The sequence below is a fragment of the Azonexus hydrophilus genome, assembly GCF_905120355.1.
In the GTDB taxonomy this organism is placed as follows: Bacteria; Pseudomonadota; Gammaproteobacteria; order Burkholderiales; family Rhodocyclaceae; genus Azonexus.
Genome location: NZ_CAJHOB010000014.1, coordinates 25,952 through 42,438, shown reverse-complemented (window position 1 = coordinate 42,438; position 16,487 = coordinate 25,952). Strand labels below are relative to the sequence as shown.

The 16,487-nt window shown below is 61.2% G+C and carries 13 protein-coding genes; 7 read left to right on the top strand and 6 right to left on the bottom strand.

The features are described from left to right. The first annotated feature begins 51 nt into the window (after window positions 1-51). Window positions 52-897, top strand: coding sequence for an HDOD domain-containing protein (locus JYJ39_RS11515; protein ID WP_205204464.1), 846 nt, complete (start codon window positions 52-54; stop codon window positions 895-897). 25 nt (window positions 898-922) lie between these two features. Here JYJ39_RS11515 and tal read toward each other — a convergent pair whose 3' ends face one another. The 4 genes from tal to JYJ39_RS11495 form a co-directional block, all read right to left on the bottom strand. Further along, complete coding sequence (tal, locus tag JYJ39_RS11510; RefSeq protein ID WP_205204462.1) at window positions 923-1,960, bottom strand: transaldolase; 1,038 nt, start codon at window positions 1,958-1,960, stop codon at window positions 923-925. Between the two features lie 203 nt (window positions 1,961-2,163). Continuing rightward, window positions 2,164-4,836, bottom strand: a complete 2,673-nt coding sequence (locus JYJ39_RS11505) for an EAL domain-containing protein (protein ID WP_205204460.1) — start codon at window positions 4,834-4,836, stop codon at window positions 2,164-2,166. Beyond that, on the bottom strand, window positions 4,833-5,615 hold the full coding sequence (locus JYJ39_RS11500; protein WP_205204458.1) for a sugar ABC transporter substrate-binding protein: 783 nt from the start codon (window positions 5,613-5,615) through the stop codon (window positions 4,833-4,835). Before JYJ39_RS11500 ends, JYJ39_RS11505 begins: the two co-directional genes overlap by 4 nt. Beyond that, on the bottom strand, window positions 5,609-5,878 hold the full coding sequence (locus JYJ39_RS11495; protein WP_205204456.1) for a hypothetical protein: 270 nt from the start codon (window positions 5,876-5,878) through the stop codon (window positions 5,609-5,611). The genes JYJ39_RS11500 and JYJ39_RS11495 overlap by 7 nt, the downstream gene beginning before the upstream one ends. Before the next feature lie 275 nt (window positions 5,879-6,153). On the opposite strand from JYJ39_RS11495, the gene acnB reads away from it, so the two are divergent. Further along, entirely contained in the window at window positions 6,154-8,742 is a 2,589-nt protein-coding gene (gene acnB / locus JYJ39_RS11490; protein ID WP_205204453.1) for a bifunctional aconitate hydratase 2/2-methylisocitrate dehydratase, read from the top strand. 205 nt (window positions 8,743-8,947) lie between these two features. Beyond that, on the top strand, window positions 8,948-10,825 hold the full coding sequence (locus JYJ39_RS11485; RefSeq protein WP_205204451.1) for a SurA N-terminal domain-containing protein: 1,878 nt from the start codon (window positions 8,948-8,950) through the stop codon (window positions 10,823-10,825). Between the two features lie 111 nt (window positions 10,826-10,936). On the opposite strand, the gene JYJ39_RS11480 is transcribed toward JYJ39_RS11485, so the two are convergent. Continuing rightward, window positions 10,937-12,634, bottom strand: a complete 1,698-nt coding sequence (locus JYJ39_RS11480; RefSeq protein ID WP_205204449.1) for a SulP family inorganic anion transporter — start codon at window positions 12,632-12,634, stop codon at window positions 10,937-10,939. Between the two features lie 72 nt (window positions 12,635-12,706). Continuing rightward, complete coding sequence (gene fabI, locus JYJ39_RS11475) at window positions 12,707-13,504, bottom strand: enoyl-ACP reductase FabI (protein WP_205204447.1); 798 nt, start codon at window positions 13,502-13,504, stop codon at window positions 12,707-12,709. 177 nt (window positions 13,505-13,681) lie between these two features. Here fabI and JYJ39_RS11470 point away from each other — a divergent pair, with 177 nt between their 5' ends. From JYJ39_RS11470 to JYJ39_RS11455, 4 genes are all read left to right on the top strand, one after another. Continuing rightward, window positions 13,682-14,650, top strand: coding sequence for an arsenic resistance protein (locus tag JYJ39_RS11470; protein WP_205204445.1), 969 nt, complete (start codon window positions 13,682-13,684; stop codon window positions 14,648-14,650). Window positions 14,651-14,732: 82 nt separating this feature from the next. After that, window positions 14,733-15,059 carry an H-NS family nucleoid-associated regulatory protein gene (locus JYJ39_RS11465; protein WP_205204443.1) on the top strand — a complete coding sequence of 109 codons (327 nt, stop codon included), beginning with the start codon at window positions 14,733-14,735 and terminating at the stop codon, window positions 15,057-15,059. Beyond that, window positions 15,059-15,799, top strand: a complete 741-nt coding sequence (surE, locus tag JYJ39_RS11460; protein ID WP_205204441.1) for a 5'/3'-nucleotidase SurE — start codon at window positions 15,059-15,061, stop codon at window positions 15,797-15,799. The genes JYJ39_RS11465 and surE overlap by 1 nt, the downstream gene beginning before the upstream one ends. 11 nt (window positions 15,800-15,810) lie before the next feature. Next, entirely contained in the window at window positions 15,811-16,482 is a 672-nt protein-coding gene (locus JYJ39_RS11455; RefSeq protein WP_205204439.1) for a protein-L-isoaspartate(D-aspartate) O-methyltransferase, read from the top strand. The last annotated feature ends 5 nt before the right edge of the window (window positions 16,483-16,487 follow it).

Here is a 16,487-nt window from a genome sequence, read left to right as displayed (position 1 = left end):
TTAACGGGTAAGCTCACCTGAATTCTGAAAAATAAGCCAAATTTACTGAAAATGGATGCCGCCGTAGACGAACAACAGATTGCTGCCTTGCTCAAGGGGGTGGATATTCCACCGCGCCCGGCGATTCTGGTCGAGCTGGAAAAAGAGTTGCGCAAGGATAGCCCCAGCACGAACGAGCTGGTGCGCCTGATCACGAGCGATGTGGCCTTGTCCGGGCACATCATGCAGGTGGCGAATTCGCCGGCATTTGCCGGGGCGACGCCCCTGACGTCGATCAGTCAGGCCTTGCAGTTTCTTGGTACGCGCCCGGTGTTTTCCATGGTGGTGGCCCGCCTCCTGCAGGCAGCGCTGGACAGCAAACTGGGCGGCGGGCTGGAACGGTTCTGGGAAAGCTCGACGATGACGGCCAATCTGTGTGCCGAAATCGCCGAGCGTCTGCGTTGTCTACCGGTCGATATGGCGTACACCTTCGGCCTGTTTCACGACTGCGGCATCCCCCTCCTGATGCGCCGGTTTCCGCAGACCAAATCGGTGTTGATGCAGGCCAATGCGGCGGAAGACGGCAAGTTCACCCAGGTGGAGGATCGCCTGCTGGGGACCAATCATGCCGTGGTCGGCTATTTTCTCGCCCGCCGCTGGCGGCTACCCGACGATGTGGCACAAGCCATCCTGCATCACCACGATTACGGCATTCTGCTGCGCAGCGGCGAAGTTTCAGCGCTGACGCAGGCACAGATTGCCGTTAACGTCCTGGCTGAACATGCCATTCGTCTGCATGTGCAGGGCGAAAACGAGAACGAATGGCCGAAGGCCGCTGCCGCTGTTTGTGCCTTTCTCGGGTTGTCGCTGGGTGGCGTGGACGATCTGATCGAAGATCTGCGCGATTACATCCACTGAACCGCCCTGAATTGCTCGCTGGCGATCAACGCACCAGATCGAGCAGTTTGGCGAACGCTTCCGAGAACTGCTGCAGGCCGGTACGTTGCAGCACTTCGCCGACGGTGTCGAGGTCGATGCCGAGTGCGGCGATGGCAGCCAGCTGGTGTTCGGTCCCGGCGGCATCGGCGTTCAGCGTCGGCGCCGCTTCGCCATGGTGGCGGAAAGCCGCCAGTGTGGCATCGGGGACGGTGTTGACCGTGCCCTGGCCAATCAACTGTTCGACGTACAGCACATCGCGGTAGGCCGGGTTTTTGGCGGAGGTCGATGCCCAGAGCAGCATCTGCGCCTGCGCCCCGCCCGGCAGGGCGGGCTGTTGCAACCATTCGGCATAGGCGCGGCGGGCCATGGCGATGGCGGTCCGGCCTTGCAGCTCTCGCGGCAGCTCAGGGTCGAGCAGGCTGTCCAGGCGGCTGATGAAGACGCTGGCCACGGAAGCGATGCGGTCCACACTTTGCCCCGCCTGCCAGCGCCGTTCGATGCCTTCGCGGTAGGCGGTTTGTACCGCGGCGAGCTGGGCGGGAGAAAAGATCAGGGTGACGTTGACGTTGATGCCATCGGCGATGCATTCCCTGACGGCGGCGATGCCGGCCGCCGTTGCCGGAATCTTGATCATGGCGTTGGGACGAGCGATTTCGCTCCACAGGCGTTGTGCAGCCTGTACGGTGGCCCGCTGTTCGCCGGCCAGGGCCGGAGAAACTTCGAAACTGACCAGGCCAGCTCTGCCGGATGAGGCTTCGTAAAGGGGCAGAAACAGGTCGCAGGCTTTTTGTACATCGGGCAGGACCAGGTTTTCGAAGCGGCGCTCTGCATCCTGTGCGCTGCCCTTGAGGGTGGCGACGGCGGTCTGATAGGCCGGGTCGGTCCGGATGGCATTGTAAAAAATGGCCGGATTGGAGGTGACACCGGCGACGGCATCTTCGCTGATCCAACGGGCCAGTTCACTCGATTCGATGAGTTGGCGGGAAAGGTTGTCCAGCCAGATTTGCTGGCCGAGGGCAGAAACAGCGGCGATGCGTGACATGGCGATGCGTTCGGAAAAAACGCAAAGTCTAGCAGGGCTGGGGCAAAGCGGGGTTTTGCTGTGGCCTTGTTGGCGGTCTTATCCCCATATGGACTGGACAAGCCTGGGGATAAGCTCGGGATAGTCGCGCTAACGGATTGAGTTGCCAGGGTTTTGTGCGGCTGCACAAAAAATGGGCAGAGGCTGCCGGTGCCGGCGGAATTTCAGCCCTGGCTGAGGACAAACTCGGCAAATGCGTCGGCGGGCAATGGCCGGCTGGTGAGAAAGCCCTGATGGTAATCACAGCCTTGGGCGCGCAGGAAGGCCAGTTGCTCGGGGGTTTCGACACCTTCGGCCAGTACCTTGAGGCGCAGGGTGTGGGCCATGGCAATAATGGTCGCAGCAATTTCCGTGTCATCTTCGTGGTGTGGGATGTCGCGGACGAAACTGCGGTCAATCTTGAGCACGTCGAGCGGGAAGGCTTTCAGATACGCCAGCGAGGAGTAGCCGGTGCCGAAATCATCGACGGCAATGCGTACGCCTAGGGCGCGGATCTTGCTCAGGGTGTGGCTCACGTCCTGATTGTGCTGCATCAGTACGCCTTCGGTCAGTTCAAGTTCGAGATATTCGGCGGGAAAGCCGCTACTGGCCAGCGCAGTGCTGACTTTGTCGACCAGATTGCCGTAATGGAACTGGCGCGAGGAAACGTTGACCGCCAGGGTCAGCGGCGGCAGGCCGGCGTCGATCCAGGCGCGGCCCTGGCGGCAGGTTTCCTGCAATACCCAGTTGCCCAGCGGGACGATGAGGTTGCTCTGTTCGGCCAGGGGAATGAAATCGCCCGGCGGCATCAGGCCCTGTTCCGGATCAAGCCAGCGTACCAGTGCTTCGGCGCCGACAATGCACCCACTCTGGGTATCGATCTGGGGCTGGAAGTGCAGGTGCAGTTCCTGGTTGCTGACGGCACGTCGCAAACGGGTTTCCAGGGCGATACGCTGGCGGGCTTCCTGGGTCAGGCGCTCAGTGAAGAATTGATAACGTCCGCGACCTTCTGCCTTGGCGCGGTAGAGTGCGGCATCGGCCTGCTGCAGTAGTTCGGCGATGCTGTTGCCATGTTCCGGATAGAGGGCAATGCCGATGCTGCAGCCCACAGCGACTTCACTGCCATTGGGGAGTTCGATGGTTTGTTCAATCAGCTGGGTAATGTCTTTGGCCAGTTTGGCGGCGTCATCCGGGTGGTCGAGTTCTTCGATGAGGATGGTGAATTCGTCGCCCCCCAGGCGGCTGACGGTATCGGCACCGCGTATGCGCTGGCTGAGACGGGTGGCAATCTGCTGCAGCAGGGCATCACCAATGGCGTGGCCAAAGCTGTCGTTGATGTCTTTGAAGTGGTCCAGGTCAAGCATCAGCAGTGCCAGCCCGCTCCCTTCGCGCTGCGCCCGCGACAGGGCGTGTTCGAGGCGGATGTGTAGCAGCAGGCGGTTACCCAGACCGGTCAGCGCATCATGGTGTGCCATGTGCTCAAGTTTGGCTTCCGAGGCCTTGAGCCCGGAAATGTCTGCATGGAAGGAGACGTAATGCAGGATGTTGCCCAGGTCGTCGCGAATGGCATTGACTGAAAGCAGGAGTGGATATTCGCTGCCATCTTTGTGACGGTTCCAGGTTTCGCCCTGCCAGTAACCTCTGGCAAACAGTGCTTGCTCGATGCTGCTGTAAGTGTCGGTGGAGCGCTGGCGCGAGCGCAGGATGCTGGGCGTCTGACCGAGCAGTTCATCGGCGCTGTAACCGCTCAGGCGGCACAGTGCCGGGTTGACGCGGATGATGCGGTGCTGCGGGTCTGTCACCATGATGCCTTCGCGGCTGCTCTCAAAGACATTGGTGGCGAGCAGCCCCTGCAGGTGTGCGGCATGGCGTTCACTGATGTCGCGCGAGATGACGATGAAGGTGTGCCCTTGGCCGGTCACGGCCCGTTTGCGAGCGACGGAAAGTTCGAACCAGTGTCTGCCGTCCGGGAATTCGAGGGCGACTTGCTTGCCGTGCGAACTGCCGTTTTCCGCTGCTTCTTCTATCGCTGCGAGCAAGGTGTCGGCGGCGGGGCGGGGGAGTACGTCGTGGGCCAATTGGCCGATGAGTTTTTTTCGCTGGCGGGCCAGCAGTTTGTCGTCCTGTGCGGCAATGCGCAGGTAGCGGCCGCTGCGGTCAAATTCAAAGAGGATGTCGGGGACGGCTTGCAGGGTGGCTTGCAGATCATTGGCCAGAATGCGCAAAGGCCGCCCGAAACGGCGGCTCAGGGTGCGTACCAGGACAATGCCGACAGTCATCAAGCCCACCACGAGCAGGGCAATCAGCATGCCCCCCTGGCGAATGGCTGCGGTACGCGAGGCCTCGGACAGGCCGACCTGGATGGTGCCTTGCACGGCATGATCGAAGCCAGCCAGGTAGGGCAGGGTGACTTCGCGCAGGCTCTCCCCCTGATAGGTGATGGTGCGCGTGTCCGGCGTGTGGGTGCGCATGACTTCCAGATTGCTGGCCTGTATTTCCGGCGGCAGGCGCTGATCATTCTGCGCGGGATCGCTGTGCGCGAGGATGCGCCCGTCTGCACTGGCAATCAGCAGATAACGGATGTTTGGATGTCGCTTGTGAATTTCCTCAAGCAGCAGGCGGGCCTGATATTTACCGGAGAAACCGATGCAGCTGACGGATTCGGCAAGGACGCCAGTCAGCAGGGTGGACAGTTTTTCCTCCTCCTGGTTGACCACCCGCTGCAACAGGAAATTGCCGGCCAGGAGCACCACGGTCATCAAGACCAGAATGACGGCCCCGAAAGCCAGGGCCAGACGGCGGTTGAAATCGCGAAACTGCAGGGCGCTGAGGGATGGGGCGCTGCTGATCTGGCTCATGGTGTGTTCTGCGGCAGGTTGTTCCAGTACGGCTGCGACGACGGCCAGCTCTTGCGGAAACTTGCCGGAATCGGCCCCTGCCAGCCTGGGTAACGACTCAGTGTGTCGCGGGTGACGGGAAATACCGGGAGCAGGGTGTGCTGGGGAACTGGGCGACCGCGCGCCAACGCCTCGGCATGGCGCATGGCCTGGGCGCCGAGTGGGCCGCAGAACTGGGCCGAGTCAATGCGCGTCAACCGGCCAGCGCGAATATTCTCCACCGACTGCGGGTCGCCATCGATGCTGGCGACCATGATTTCCTGGCGACCGGCCTTGTCCAGGGCGTCGACAATCGCCAGGCCACCGCCGTCATTGACGGTGAACACGGCATCGATACTGCCGGGGGCAGGGAAGTCACGCAGCAGGGCAACGGCCGCTGCCCGGCCTTCAGCCGGTTGCACGGCTTCGTAGCGGCGCAGCACCTGATAGCTGCGCTGGCGCTCGCGCAAGGCATCGAGGAAGCCTTCCAGACGCTCGACGGTGGAAGAAACGTGCGGATATTCGACCAAGATCAGGCGTAGGGTTTTGCCGGGAGGAAACTGGGCCGCCAGATATTCGCCGTTGAGATAACCGGCCTGGCGATTGTCGGAAGTGACATAGGCCGCGAGCTTGCCGCCGCTGATGTATTGGTCGTAGGCGACGACTGGAATGCCTGCGGCATTGGCGGCGCGCAGGGGCTGGGCGAGGGCGGCGTTGTCGGTGGGCTGAACGATGATGACGGCCGGGCGTTGGGCTACCATGTCCTGCATCTGGCTGATCTGGCGTTCGATCCCCCCGGTCCGTCGCCGGCGACCTGCGGAATCAATTCCAGCATGGGTAGTCCGGCCGCTTTTGCCCGGGCATTGAGACGTTCGGCTTCGGCCTCCAGTCCCTGGCGCATGGCGACCTGACCGGGGATGTTCATCGACCAGTACAGTACACCGATGCGTAACACCTCCGTAGCGTGGGCAAAATGGCCCATGAACAGAATAAAGATAGCTGGCAGCAATCGGTGATATTGCATTGCAGTCCTCCCCGAGACAGCCGGATTATATAAACGAAAACGTAGAGTGGGCGCGACTTCTCGGGCGCATGCCAGGTGCGGCACGGATTTTTCTGCGCTACGCGTGGCGGTGGGGTGTATCTTTGAGTGGCACTTGGTTTAGCTAACATATAAAATATATAAGACTTGCGCGCTGCTTGTTTTGCCTCTGTGCAATCGCGTCATTGCTGCGCTGCGAACGTCGTAAAATCTATCGTCCATTTTCCTGAGCCAACCCTTTACGAAAGGAAGTCGCCGTGCTTGAAGCCTATCGCGCCCACGTAGCAGAGCGTGCAGCCCTCGGTATCCCGCCGCTGCCCCTGTCCAAGCAACAGACCACCGAACTGGTGGCCCTGCTGAAGAACCCGCCGAAGGGCGAAGAAGCCGCCCTGGTCGAACTGATCACCTACCGCGTGCCGGCTGGCGTCGATGATGCCGCCAAGGTCAAGGCCGAGTTTCTGGCCAAGGTGGCCAAGGGTGAAGAAAGCTGCGCCCTGATCTCCAAGGAAAAAGCCACCGAATTGCTCGGTACCATGCTCGGCGGCTACAACGTCAAGCCGCTGATTGATTTGCTGGGCTGCGCTACCTGCGGTGCCGTCGCCGCCGAAGGTCTGAAGAAGACCCTGCTGGTGTTCGACTTCTTCCACGATGTCGCCGAACTGGCCAAGGCTGGTAACGCCAACGCCAAGGCCGTCATGCAGTCGTGGGCTGACGGCGAGTGGTTCACCTCGCGTCCGGAAGTCCCGGCTTCGCAGAAGCTGACCGTGTTCAAGGTCACCGGCGAAACCAATACCGACGACCTGTCGCCGGCCCCGGATGCCTGGTCGCGTCCGGACATTCCGCTGCACGCGCTGGCCATGCTGAAGAACCCGCGTCCGGGTATCGAAGCCGACGAGCCGGGTTCACGCGGCCCGATCAAGCAACTGGAAAAGCTGGCTGCCAAGGGCAACCTGATCGCCTACGTCGGCGACGTGGTCGGTACCGGTTCTTCCCGCAAGTCCGCCACCAATTCCGTGCTGTGGTTCACCGGCGAAGACATCCCCTACGTGCCGAACAAGCGCTTCGGCGGCGTCTGCCTCGGCTCCAAGATCGCCCCGATCTTCTTCAACACGATGGAAGATGCCGGCGCTCTGCCGATCGAAATCGACGCCGGTCAGATGGACATGGGCGACGAGATCGAGCTCAAGGTCGATCAACAGACCGGCAAGGTCACCGCGCTGAAGAACGGCGCCGTGATCGCCGAATCGCAACTGAAGACCCTGGTCATCCTCGACGAAGTCCGTGCTGGCGGCCGCATTCCGCTGATCATCGGCCGCGGCCTGACGACCAAGGCCCGTGAATTCCTCGGTCTGCCGCAATCGACCCTGTTCCGCCTGCCGCAGAACCCGGCCGACAACGGCAAGGGCTACTCGCTGGCCCAGAAGATGGTTGGCAAGGCCTGCGGCGTCACCGGCATCCGTCCGGGCACCTACTGCGAGCCGAAGATGACCACCGTCGGTTCCCAGGACACCACCGGCCCGATGACCCGCGACGAACTCAAGGATCTGGCCTGCCTCGGCTTCTCTGCTGATCTGGTAATGCAGTCCTTCTGCCACACCGCTGCTTATCCGAAGCTGGTCGACGTCAAGATGCACCGCGAGCTGCCGTCCTTCATCAGCACCCGCGGCGGCGTCTCGCTGCGTCCGGGTGACGGCGTCATCCACTCCTGGCTGAACCGCCTGCTGCTGCCGGATACCGTCGGCACCGGCGGCGACTCGCACACCCGCTTCCCGATCGGCATCTCCTTTCCGGCCGGTTCCGGCCTGGTCGCCTTCGCCGCCGCCACCGGCGTCATGCCGCTGGATATGCCGGAATCGGTGCTGGTCCGCTTCAAGGGCAAGATGCAGGACGGCATCACCCTGCGCGACCTGGTCAATGCGATTCCCTACTACGCGATCAAGGCCGGTCTGCTGACCGTCGAGAAGAAGGGCAAGAAGAACGTCTTCTCCGGTCGCATCCTGGAAATCGAAGGCCTGCCGGATCTGAAGGTCGAACAGGCGTTCGAGCTGTCCGACGCCGCTGCCGAGCGTTCCGCCGCCGCTTGCGCGATTGCCCTGAACAAGGAGCCGATCGTCGAGTACATGCGTTCGAACATCACCCTGATGAAGTGGATGATCGCCGAAGGCTACCAGGACGCCCGTACGCTGAAGCGCCGCATCAAGGCCATGGAAGAGTGGATCGCCAACGGCACGCTGCTCAAGGCCGACGCCGACGCCGAGTATGCAGCCATCATCGAGATCGACCTGGCCGAGGTCAAGGAACCGATCCTGGCTTGCCCGAACGATCCGGACGACGTCAAGCTGTTGTCTGAAGTCGCCGGCGACAAGATCGACGAAGTCTTCATCGGTTCGTGCATGACCAACATCGGCCACTTCCGCGCCGCCGGCAAGGTCCTCGAAGGCAAGTCGGACATCCCGACCCGCCTGTGGATCGCCCCGCCGACCAAGATGGACGCGCTGATCCTGACCGAAGAAGGCTACTACGGCGTGCTCGGCAAGTCCGGCGCCCGTATGGAAATGCCGGGCTGTTCGCTGTGCATGGGCAACCAGGCGCAGATCCGCAAGGGTTCCACCGCGATCTCCACCTCCACCCGCAACTTCCCGAACCGCCTCGGCATCGACACCCGCGTCTACCTCGGCTCCGCCGAACTGGCCGCCATGTGCGCCCTGGCCGGCCGGATCGTCACGGTGCCGGAGTACATGGAGCAGATCAAGCTGGTCAACGCCAAGGCCGCTGAAGTCTATCGCTACATGAACTTCGACCAGATTCCGGAGTTCGTCGAAGTGGCGGCGACGGTCGAGATGTAACACACGAGCAGCGGCCAGTGATAGCGCCGCTGTGCAGTGGATGTAACCCCCGCCAGATGACGGCGGGGGTTTTTTTACGCGTTTTGCGGATGCCGCAGAAACGGTCTCTTCCGGTCAAGTGCGGTATCATTTCGCACTTTACGATTGCGGTTCTGCCGCGATTCCGCTGTCGATTTGTTGAACGCCAACCAAGGATTTTGCGCGTATGTTTGATGCTGTTCGTAACAACAAGAAAATTGTTCAGGTTTTCCTGGTCCTGATTGCGCTGCCGTTTGCTTTTTTCGGCGTCGAATCCTTCCGCGACGGTGGTGCTGGCGTCGATGTGGCGAAGGTGGGCGAGGTCAAGATTTCGCAGCAGGAGTTCCAGCAGGCGGTACGTGAGCAACAGGACAGATTGCGCGGACAGCTGGGCGAACTGGACCCGAAGGTGCTCGACAATCCGGAATTTCGCCAGGCCATCCTCGACGATCTGATCGACCAGCGTCTGTTGTTCCAGGAAGCGCGCAAACGGCATCTGTTCGCCAGTGATGACGCGGTACGCCAGGCGATCATGGCGGTCGAGGCTTTTCAGGACAACGGGCAGTTTTCGCAACAGCGCTACGAAGCCTTGCTGAGTGCGCAAGGGATGTCGCCTGCGGGCTTCGAGGCGCAGGTACGGCAGGATCTGGCCTTGCAGCAACTGGCGGGAACCATCGGTCGTTCCGGCATCGTGTCGCAGCGCGTGACGGACAAGGTTCTGGCGCTGCAGAGCGAAGCCCGTCATGTCCAGGAATTCGTGCTGCCGGTGGAAAATTACGTGGCCAAGGTCAAGCTCGAAGATGGCGCCGCGAAAAAGTTCTACGACGAGAACACGGAACAGTTCCGCACGCCTGATCAGGCCAAGGTCGAATATGTGGTATTGACGCCAGAGAGCCTGGCCGTTGAAGTCAGTGAGGCGGAAATCAAGGCGTGGTATGACGGCCACAAGGAGCGCTACCAGCAACCGGAGGAGCGCCGCGCCAGTCATATCCTGATTGCTGCGGAAAAGCTGGGCAAGGACAAGGCGCGGCAGAAAGCGGAAGAGGTGCTGCGTGAAGTGCAGGCCAAGCCGGCGGCGTTTGCCGAGCTGGCCAGGAAACATTCGGATGATCCCGGCTCAGCCTCGCAGGGCGGCGATCTTGGCTTTTTCGGCCGTGGCATGATGGTCAAACCGTTTGAGGATGCAACTTTTGCCCTGCGCGACGGAGAGGTTTCCGGCATCGTCGAGTCGGATTTCGGGTTTCACATCATCAAGCTGACAGGTCAGCATGTGGCGCGCGAAAAGCCTCTGGCCGAAGTGCGTGGCGAGATTGAGCGTGAGTTGAAAAGCAGTGCCGTGGCGCGCAAGTTTGCCGAAGCGGCCGAGAGTTTCAGCAACATGGTCTATGAGCAGTCCGATAGCCTGCAACCGGTGGCGGACCAGTTCAAGCTGAAGATCCAGCGCAGCGACTGGATCGGACGCGAAGCGAATCCGGCTGCGGGCGTGCTCGGTAACGCCAAGTTGCTGGCGGCCGTGTTCAGCGATGACACGATCCAGAACAAGCGCAACACGGAGGCGGTTGAAGTGGCGCAGAACACCCTGGTGGCGGCTCGCATTGCCGAATATCAGCCGGCCTCGGTACAGCCGCTGGCAGGATTGCAGGCAACGATCGAGAAGCTGCTCGTCAATCAGGAAGCGCAGAAACTGGCGCGTGCCGATGGTGAGGCACGCCTGGCTGCTTTGCAGTCCGGGACGGACAAGCTGGCCTGGGGGGCAGACAAGGTGGTATCGCGGATGGATGCCCGTTTGTTGCCGCCGCAGGCAGCGCCGCTGGTGTTCCGCATGGACAAGAGCAAGTTGCCGGGGTATGCCGGGGTCGATTTGCCCGGCAAGGGCTATGCACTGTATCGGTTGAGCAAGGTCACCCCCGGTGCGGCGCTGGATACGGCACGTCGTCAGGGGCTGCAGGGGCAATTGCGTTCCCTGGCTGCGCAGCAGGAAGTGGCCATGTACCTGAGCGCCCTGCGCGCGCGTTACAAGGTGGATGTGAACGAGAAGGCGTTGGCTAGCTCCAGCGAGCGCTGATGCCGTCGCCGCCGACGGCGGCAGTCTGTCCTGAGTAACCCGGTACCGTCATCTCTGGCGGCACCGGGTTTTTTCTTGTGTGTGCGCTGGGGGTAAGTCAGACCTGACTTCTCAGGCGGTGCGGGCGCCCAGGGTTTCAAATGCGTCGTTTGCGGAAAGAAATACCCTGCCCTGCAGTGTGTGCCACAAAGGCGCGCGTTCCAAGCTGTCCTGAACCGGTCCCTTGACCTCGGCGAGATGCAGGTTAATGCCGGCGGCAGTGAGTTCGTCAGCCAGGTTGGCCAGCATCTCGGCGGCGCTGGCATCGACCCAATTGACGGCGCTCATGATCAGGACCACGTCGCGCAGCGTCGGATTGTGCGCCAGTTCGTCACGCAAGCGATTTTCCACGGCCGCCAGGTTGCCAAAGAACAGGCTTTCATCGATGCGCAGGAAAAGCACCTGGGGCAAGGTCTCCACCTGGTGTCGCGCGACATTGCGGAAGTGGCTGCTGCCGGGGATGCGACCGACTACGGCGATATGCGGGGTACTGGCGCGGTAGAGGTGGGTGGCGAGCGAAAACAGGACGCCGAGCGCGATCCCCACTTCCAGTCCGAGCAGACACACTCCGAGCGCGGTCCCGAGAGCGGCGATGCCGTCGGCCCGGTCATGCCGCCAGGCCTGGTGCATCGCCTTGATGTCCAACATGCCCAGGGCAGCGGTGATGATGCTGGCTGCGAGCACCGCCAATGGCACATGGGCGAATAAAGGGGCGGCAGTGAGTACGATCAGGAGCATGACGAGTGCTGCCACGATGCTGGCCAGCGGCGTTTGCGCACCCGCAGCGACATTGATTGCCGTACGTGAAACGCCGCCGCCGACGGGCATACCACCGCTGCCTGCGGCGAGGATGTTGGCCCAGCCCAGTCCATTGAGTTCGGCATTGGCGTCAACACGCTCGCACCGTCTGCTTGCCAGTGCCTGCGCCATGGACATGTTCTGCACCATGCCGATCAGCGCCAGCAGTGCCATCGGCAGGAGCAGACGGCTGCTGTCATCGAGCGAGGGAAGACTCAACTGTAGCGCCGGCAGCCCTGGGGTGAGCCCCCCCACCTGATGCAGGCCATAGGTTTGCCCCAACGCTAGATGGGCGACCAGAGCGGTCGCGACAAGCACCAGCAGCAGGGGCAGGAGGCGCAGGAAGAAGGTGATGCGTGCGGCAATGGCTGGAGCAGCCGGCAGATGCCGTGGGGCGTACCAGCGCGCCAGGCCAAGGATGAGCAGGGCGGCAACACCAAGCCAGCTGTTGGCGTCCCAGCGTCCTTGCGTTAGCCAGGCGGTGATTACGGCGCCAGCGCTGGTCTGCTGTGGCTGGAAGGAAAAGAGGTGCTGCAGCTGGCTGAGCACGATCAGCAGTGCCGAGCCGCTGATGAAACCGGCAGTGACCGGGCGGCTCAGTAATTGGGCCAGAAAGCCCAGGCGCAGCTGGGCGGCGGCGATGAGCAGGATGCCGGAGCCCAGGGCCAGGGTTGCGGCCAGGCTGATGTAAGCGCCTGTGCCCGGTGTCGCCAGTGGCGACAGTACGGCGTAGGTCATGATCGAGGTGATCGCGACCGGCCCGACCGCCTGTACCCGGCTACTGCCCAGCCAGGCGTAGGCGATGGCCGGCAGGATCGAGACGTAGAGCCCGGCCTGCGGGGGCAAGCCGGCCAGGAGCGCGTAGGCGAGACTCTGCGGGATGACGAGCAGGGCGGTGACAATGCCGGCGAGCACATCACTGGTCAGATGTTCGCGGGGATAGGGGCTAGCCCAGTCAGGTCGCCAGCGCATGCCAGCTCTCCTTCACTTGACAAAACGCCGGCCGGGGCAAACCGGGCCGGCGTTGCAGGAAGCAGCGAGGGCTCAGGCGGGCAGCGGCTCGGCGTTACCTAGGGCGGTGGTGTTCATGCCACCGTCCACGTACATGATTTCACCGGTGATGCCGCTGGCGAGATCGGACAGCATGAAGGCGGCGGCATTGCCCACTTCTTCGATGGTCACGTTGCGGCGCAGCGGGGCGTGGTGCGAGTTGTAGGCCAGCAGCTTGCCGAAATTGCCGATGCCGGAGGCCGCCAGGGTTTTGATCGGACCGGCAGAAATGGCGTTGGCGCGGATGCCCTCCGGGCCAAGGCAGAAGGCCAGGTAGCGGGTGGCCGCTTCCAGGCTGGCTTTGGCCAGGCCCATGGTGTTGTAGTTGGGCATGGTTCTTTCCGCGCCGAGATAGGTCAGCGCCAGGGCCGAGGCCTTGCGCCCCTGCATCATCGGCCGTGCGGCCTTGACCAGGGCGGGGTAGCTGTAGGACGAAATTTCGTGGGCGATACGGAAGGCTTCGCGCGACATACCGTTGAGGAAATCCCCTTCGATGGCTTCGGTCGGCGCATAGGCGATCGAGTGCACCAGGCCATCCAGGCCGTCCCAATGCTGGCGCAGTGCGGCAAAGGCGTTGTCGATCTGCTCGTCGCTGGCGACATCGAGCTGGATCACCACGTCGCTACCGAATTCGGCGGCAAATTTCTTGATGCGCTCTTCAAATCGCTCGCTCTGATAGGTAAAAGCTAGTTGTGCGCCTTCGCGGTGGCAGGCCTTGGCGATGCCGTAGGCAATCGAGTGCTTGGACAGCAGCCCGGTGAGCAGGATTTTTTTATCAGCAAGAAAGCCCATGAATTTTTTCTCCCTAGGGGGTTAGCCGCGGAATTATAAACCGAGAATGCAGGCGTGACGTTGCTTGTTCGCGCTGTTGCAACAGGCGCACGTTGTGCCGGTAAGCAGCAGAAAGCCTGGCGGCGGCAGTGCTGGAAGAATATAATTGACCGCTTATTAACCTCGGCAGGAAGTGCCATGTTTGGTCTGCTCTCCCAACTTTCAAAAAACCTGACACTTGCGATTCCCCTGGCCATGGGGTTCGGCTTTCTTGCCGGCTGGGGGCTGTCGGTCGGCTGGATGAAGCATCTGATTGTGCCGCTGACTTTCCTCATGGTTTACCCGATGATGGTGACCCTGAAAATCGGCATGTTGTTTGCAGGGGGCGATGGCAAGGCGCAGGGGCTGGCGCAGCTGATCAATTTCGCCATCATTCCTTTTCTTGCCTATGCGCTTGGCCGTTTTTTCTTTCCGGAACAGCCCTATTACGCCGTTGGCTTGTTGCTGGCGGCGTTGCTGCCCACATCCGGCATGACCATTTCCTGGACTGGCTTTGCCGGCGGCAATCTCGGTGCTGCAGTGAAAATGACCGTTCTCGGGCTGATCCTCGGCTCGCTCGCGACCCCCTTTTATCTGCAATGGCTGATGGGAACCCGCATTCCGGTGGATTTCATGGCGGTGTTCTGGCAAATTATTTTCATCGTCTTTTTGCCGATGCTGGCCGGGTACATCACCCAGTCGCTGCTGATCAGGAAATACGGGGTGAAAGCGTTCCAGAGTGAGTGGGGGCCACGCTTTCCGCCGCTGTCCACTCTTGGGGTGCTGGGCATCGTGTTCGTGGCCATGGCTTTGAAGGCAGAGCAATTACTTGCACAGCCAGCGCAACTATTGCAGCTGATTTTGCCTTTGCTGGCCTTATATGGTGGGAATTATTTATTGAGCACAATTATGGCCCGGGTTTTATTGCCACGTGGCGATGCGATTGCGCTGGTTTATGGGACGGTGATGCGCAATCTTTCAATTGCCCTGGCGCTGGCCATGAATGCGTTGGGTACGGAAGGTGCCGATGCGGCGCTGGTGATTACCCTGGCCTATATCGTGCAGGTGCAATCGGCGGCCTGGTATGTGAAATTGACAGATCGGTTATTCGGGAAAAAGCAGGAGTGAATTATTGTTTCATTCAGGCTTGATTGAAAAAAATGTGTACTTCAACTAAATTGCTCCCCTCATTTATTAAAAGGAGCCGGTAATGAATTTGTCTGCATTGAATGTTGCTGAATTGCGTGCACTGCAGCAGGAAGTGGTTGCCGAGTTGAAACAACGTGAAGTTCAGGAGCGTGACAATTTGCGCAAGGAACTGCAGCGGCTGGCTGAAGCCCGTGGTTTCAGCCTCGATGAGTTGTTTGCCGGTGACGGGAAGCAGAAGGAAAAAACGGCGGCCGGCAGGAAGGTCAAGATCAAGTACCGCCATCCGCTCGATGCCGGGCTGTCCTGGACGGGGCGCGGCCGCAAGCCGAAATGGGTGGAATCGTGGTTGGCTGAAGGTGGCAATCTGGACGCGCTGCTGGTTGCTTGATGCGTATCCTGTTAAGTAACGACGACGGTTATTTTGCTCCGGGGCTGGCCGCTTTGGCCGAGGCCTTGTCCGATCTGGGCGAGGTCGTGGTAGTCGCCCCGGAGCAGAATCGCAGTGGTGCCAGCCACTCATTGACGCTGGATCGTCCATTGATTGTGAAACAGGCCGCCAATGGCTTTTATTACGTCAATGGCACGCCCACCGATTGTGTACACCTGGCGGTGAGCGGCATGCTCGATGCCATGCCGGATTTGGTGGTTTCCGGTATCAATGCCGGGGCCAATATGGGCGATGACACCATTTATTCCGGAACGGTGGCGGCGGCCACGGAAGGTTATCTGCTGGGAATTCCCTCTTTCGCCCTGTCGATGACGACATTTGATTGTCGCCATTTTGATACGGCCGGACAGATTGCCCGGCAATTGGTCGAACGCCATATTCAAGCGCCGGTTAACGAACCTGTTTTATTGAATGTCAATATTCCCGATCTCCCCTTCAGCGCCATTACCGGCCTCGAAGTGACCCGCCTGGGGCGCCGGCACAAGGCGGAACCGGTGGTGCGCAGCGTGTCGCCGCGCAAGGAAACCGTCTATTGGATCGGTGCCGCCGGGGCGGCTGCCGATGCCGGTCCGGGCACTGATTTTCATGCGGTCGAGCAGGGGCGGGTATCGGTGACGCCGTTGCAGATCGACCTGACACATGCCGGCCAACTCAGCCGCATCCGGCAATGGGTGCAATAATTCCTACCACCATGAATGCAGCACATTTACACGCCTTGCAAGGCATCGGCATGACGTCGCAACGCACGCGGGCGCGGATGGTCGATCGCCTGCGACAAAAAGGCATCGCCAATGAAAGGGTGCTGCAGGCGATGGCTGCCGTGCCGCGGCATATTTTCGTCGAAGAGGCCCTGGCTTCGCGGGCCTATGAAGACACGGCCCTGCCACTTGGCCTGGGGCAGACCATTTCGCAGCCCTACATCGTCGCCCGCATGGTCGAGTTGTTGCTCAATGGCCGAGCCGGTCTGGGCAAGACGCTGGAAGTTGGAACAGGCTGCGGTTATCAGGCGGCCGTTCTGGCGCAGCTGAGTCCCGAGGTCTATAGCGTCGAGCGCCTGGCGCCGTTGCTGGACAAGGCGAAGGAACACCTGCGTGTGCTGCAGCAGTTCAATGTGCGGCTGAAGCTGGCCGATGGCCATTTCGGTCTGCCGGAAGCGGCGCCGTTCGACAGCATCATCGTCGCTGCTGCTGGCGCTGCCATCCCAGCCGATCTGCTGCGTCAGCTGGCGCCTGGTGGACGGCTGGTCTTGCCGGTCGGGGGGCAATCACAGTATCTTTGCATGGTCGAACATACCGCAGAAGGCTTTGTCGAGACGCGTCTGGACCCGGTCCGCTTTGTCCCGCTCTTGCCTGGAACACAATGATAAAA

Bases quoted from the DNA above. Each gene is read 5' to 3' on its own strand.
- JYJ39_RS11485 (WP_205204451.1), top strand. From the start codon at position 8,948: ATGTTTGATGCTGTTCGTAACAACAAGAAAATTGTTCAGGTTTTCCTG.
- surE (WP_205204441.1), top strand. From the start codon at position 15,059: ATGCGTATCCTGTTAAGTAACGACGACGGTTATTTTGCTCCGGGGCTG.
- JYJ39_RS11500 (WP_205204458.1), bottom strand. From the start codon at position 5,615: ATGGTAGCCCAACGCCCGGCCGTCATCATCGTTCAGCCCACCGACAAC.
- JYJ39_RS11495 (WP_205204456.1), bottom strand. From the start codon at position 5,878: ATGCAATATCACCGATTGCTGCCAGCTATCTTTATTCTGTTCATGGGC.
- JYJ39_RS11470 (WP_205204445.1), top strand. From the start codon at position 13,682: ATGTTTGGTCTGCTCTCCCAACTTTCAAAAAACCTGACACTTGCGATT.
- JYJ39_RS11505 (WP_205204460.1), bottom strand. From the start codon at position 4,836: ATGAGCCAGATCAGCAGCGCCCCATCCCTCAGCGCCCTGCAGTTTCGC.
- JYJ39_RS11480 (WP_205204449.1), bottom strand. From the start codon at position 12,634: ATGCGCTGGCGACCTGACTGGGCTAGCCCCTATCCCCGCGAACATCTG.
- JYJ39_RS11515 (WP_205204464.1), top strand. From the start codon at position 52: ATGGATGCCGCCGTAGACGAACAACAGATTGCTGCCTTGCTCAAGGGG.
- tal (WP_205204462.1), bottom strand. From the start codon at position 1,960: ATGTCACGCATCGCCGCTGTTTCTGCCCTCGGCCAGCAAATCTGGCTG.
- JYJ39_RS11465 (WP_205204443.1), top strand. From the start codon at position 14,733: ATGAATTTGTCTGCATTGAATGTTGCTGAATTGCGTGCACTGCAGCAG.
- fabI (WP_205204447.1), bottom strand. From the start codon at position 13,504: ATGGGCTTTCTTGCTGATAAAAAAATCCTGCTCACCGGGCTGCTGTCC.
- JYJ39_RS11455 (WP_205204439.1), top strand. From the start codon at position 15,811: ATGAATGCAGCACATTTACACGCCTTGCAAGGCATCGGCATGACGTCG.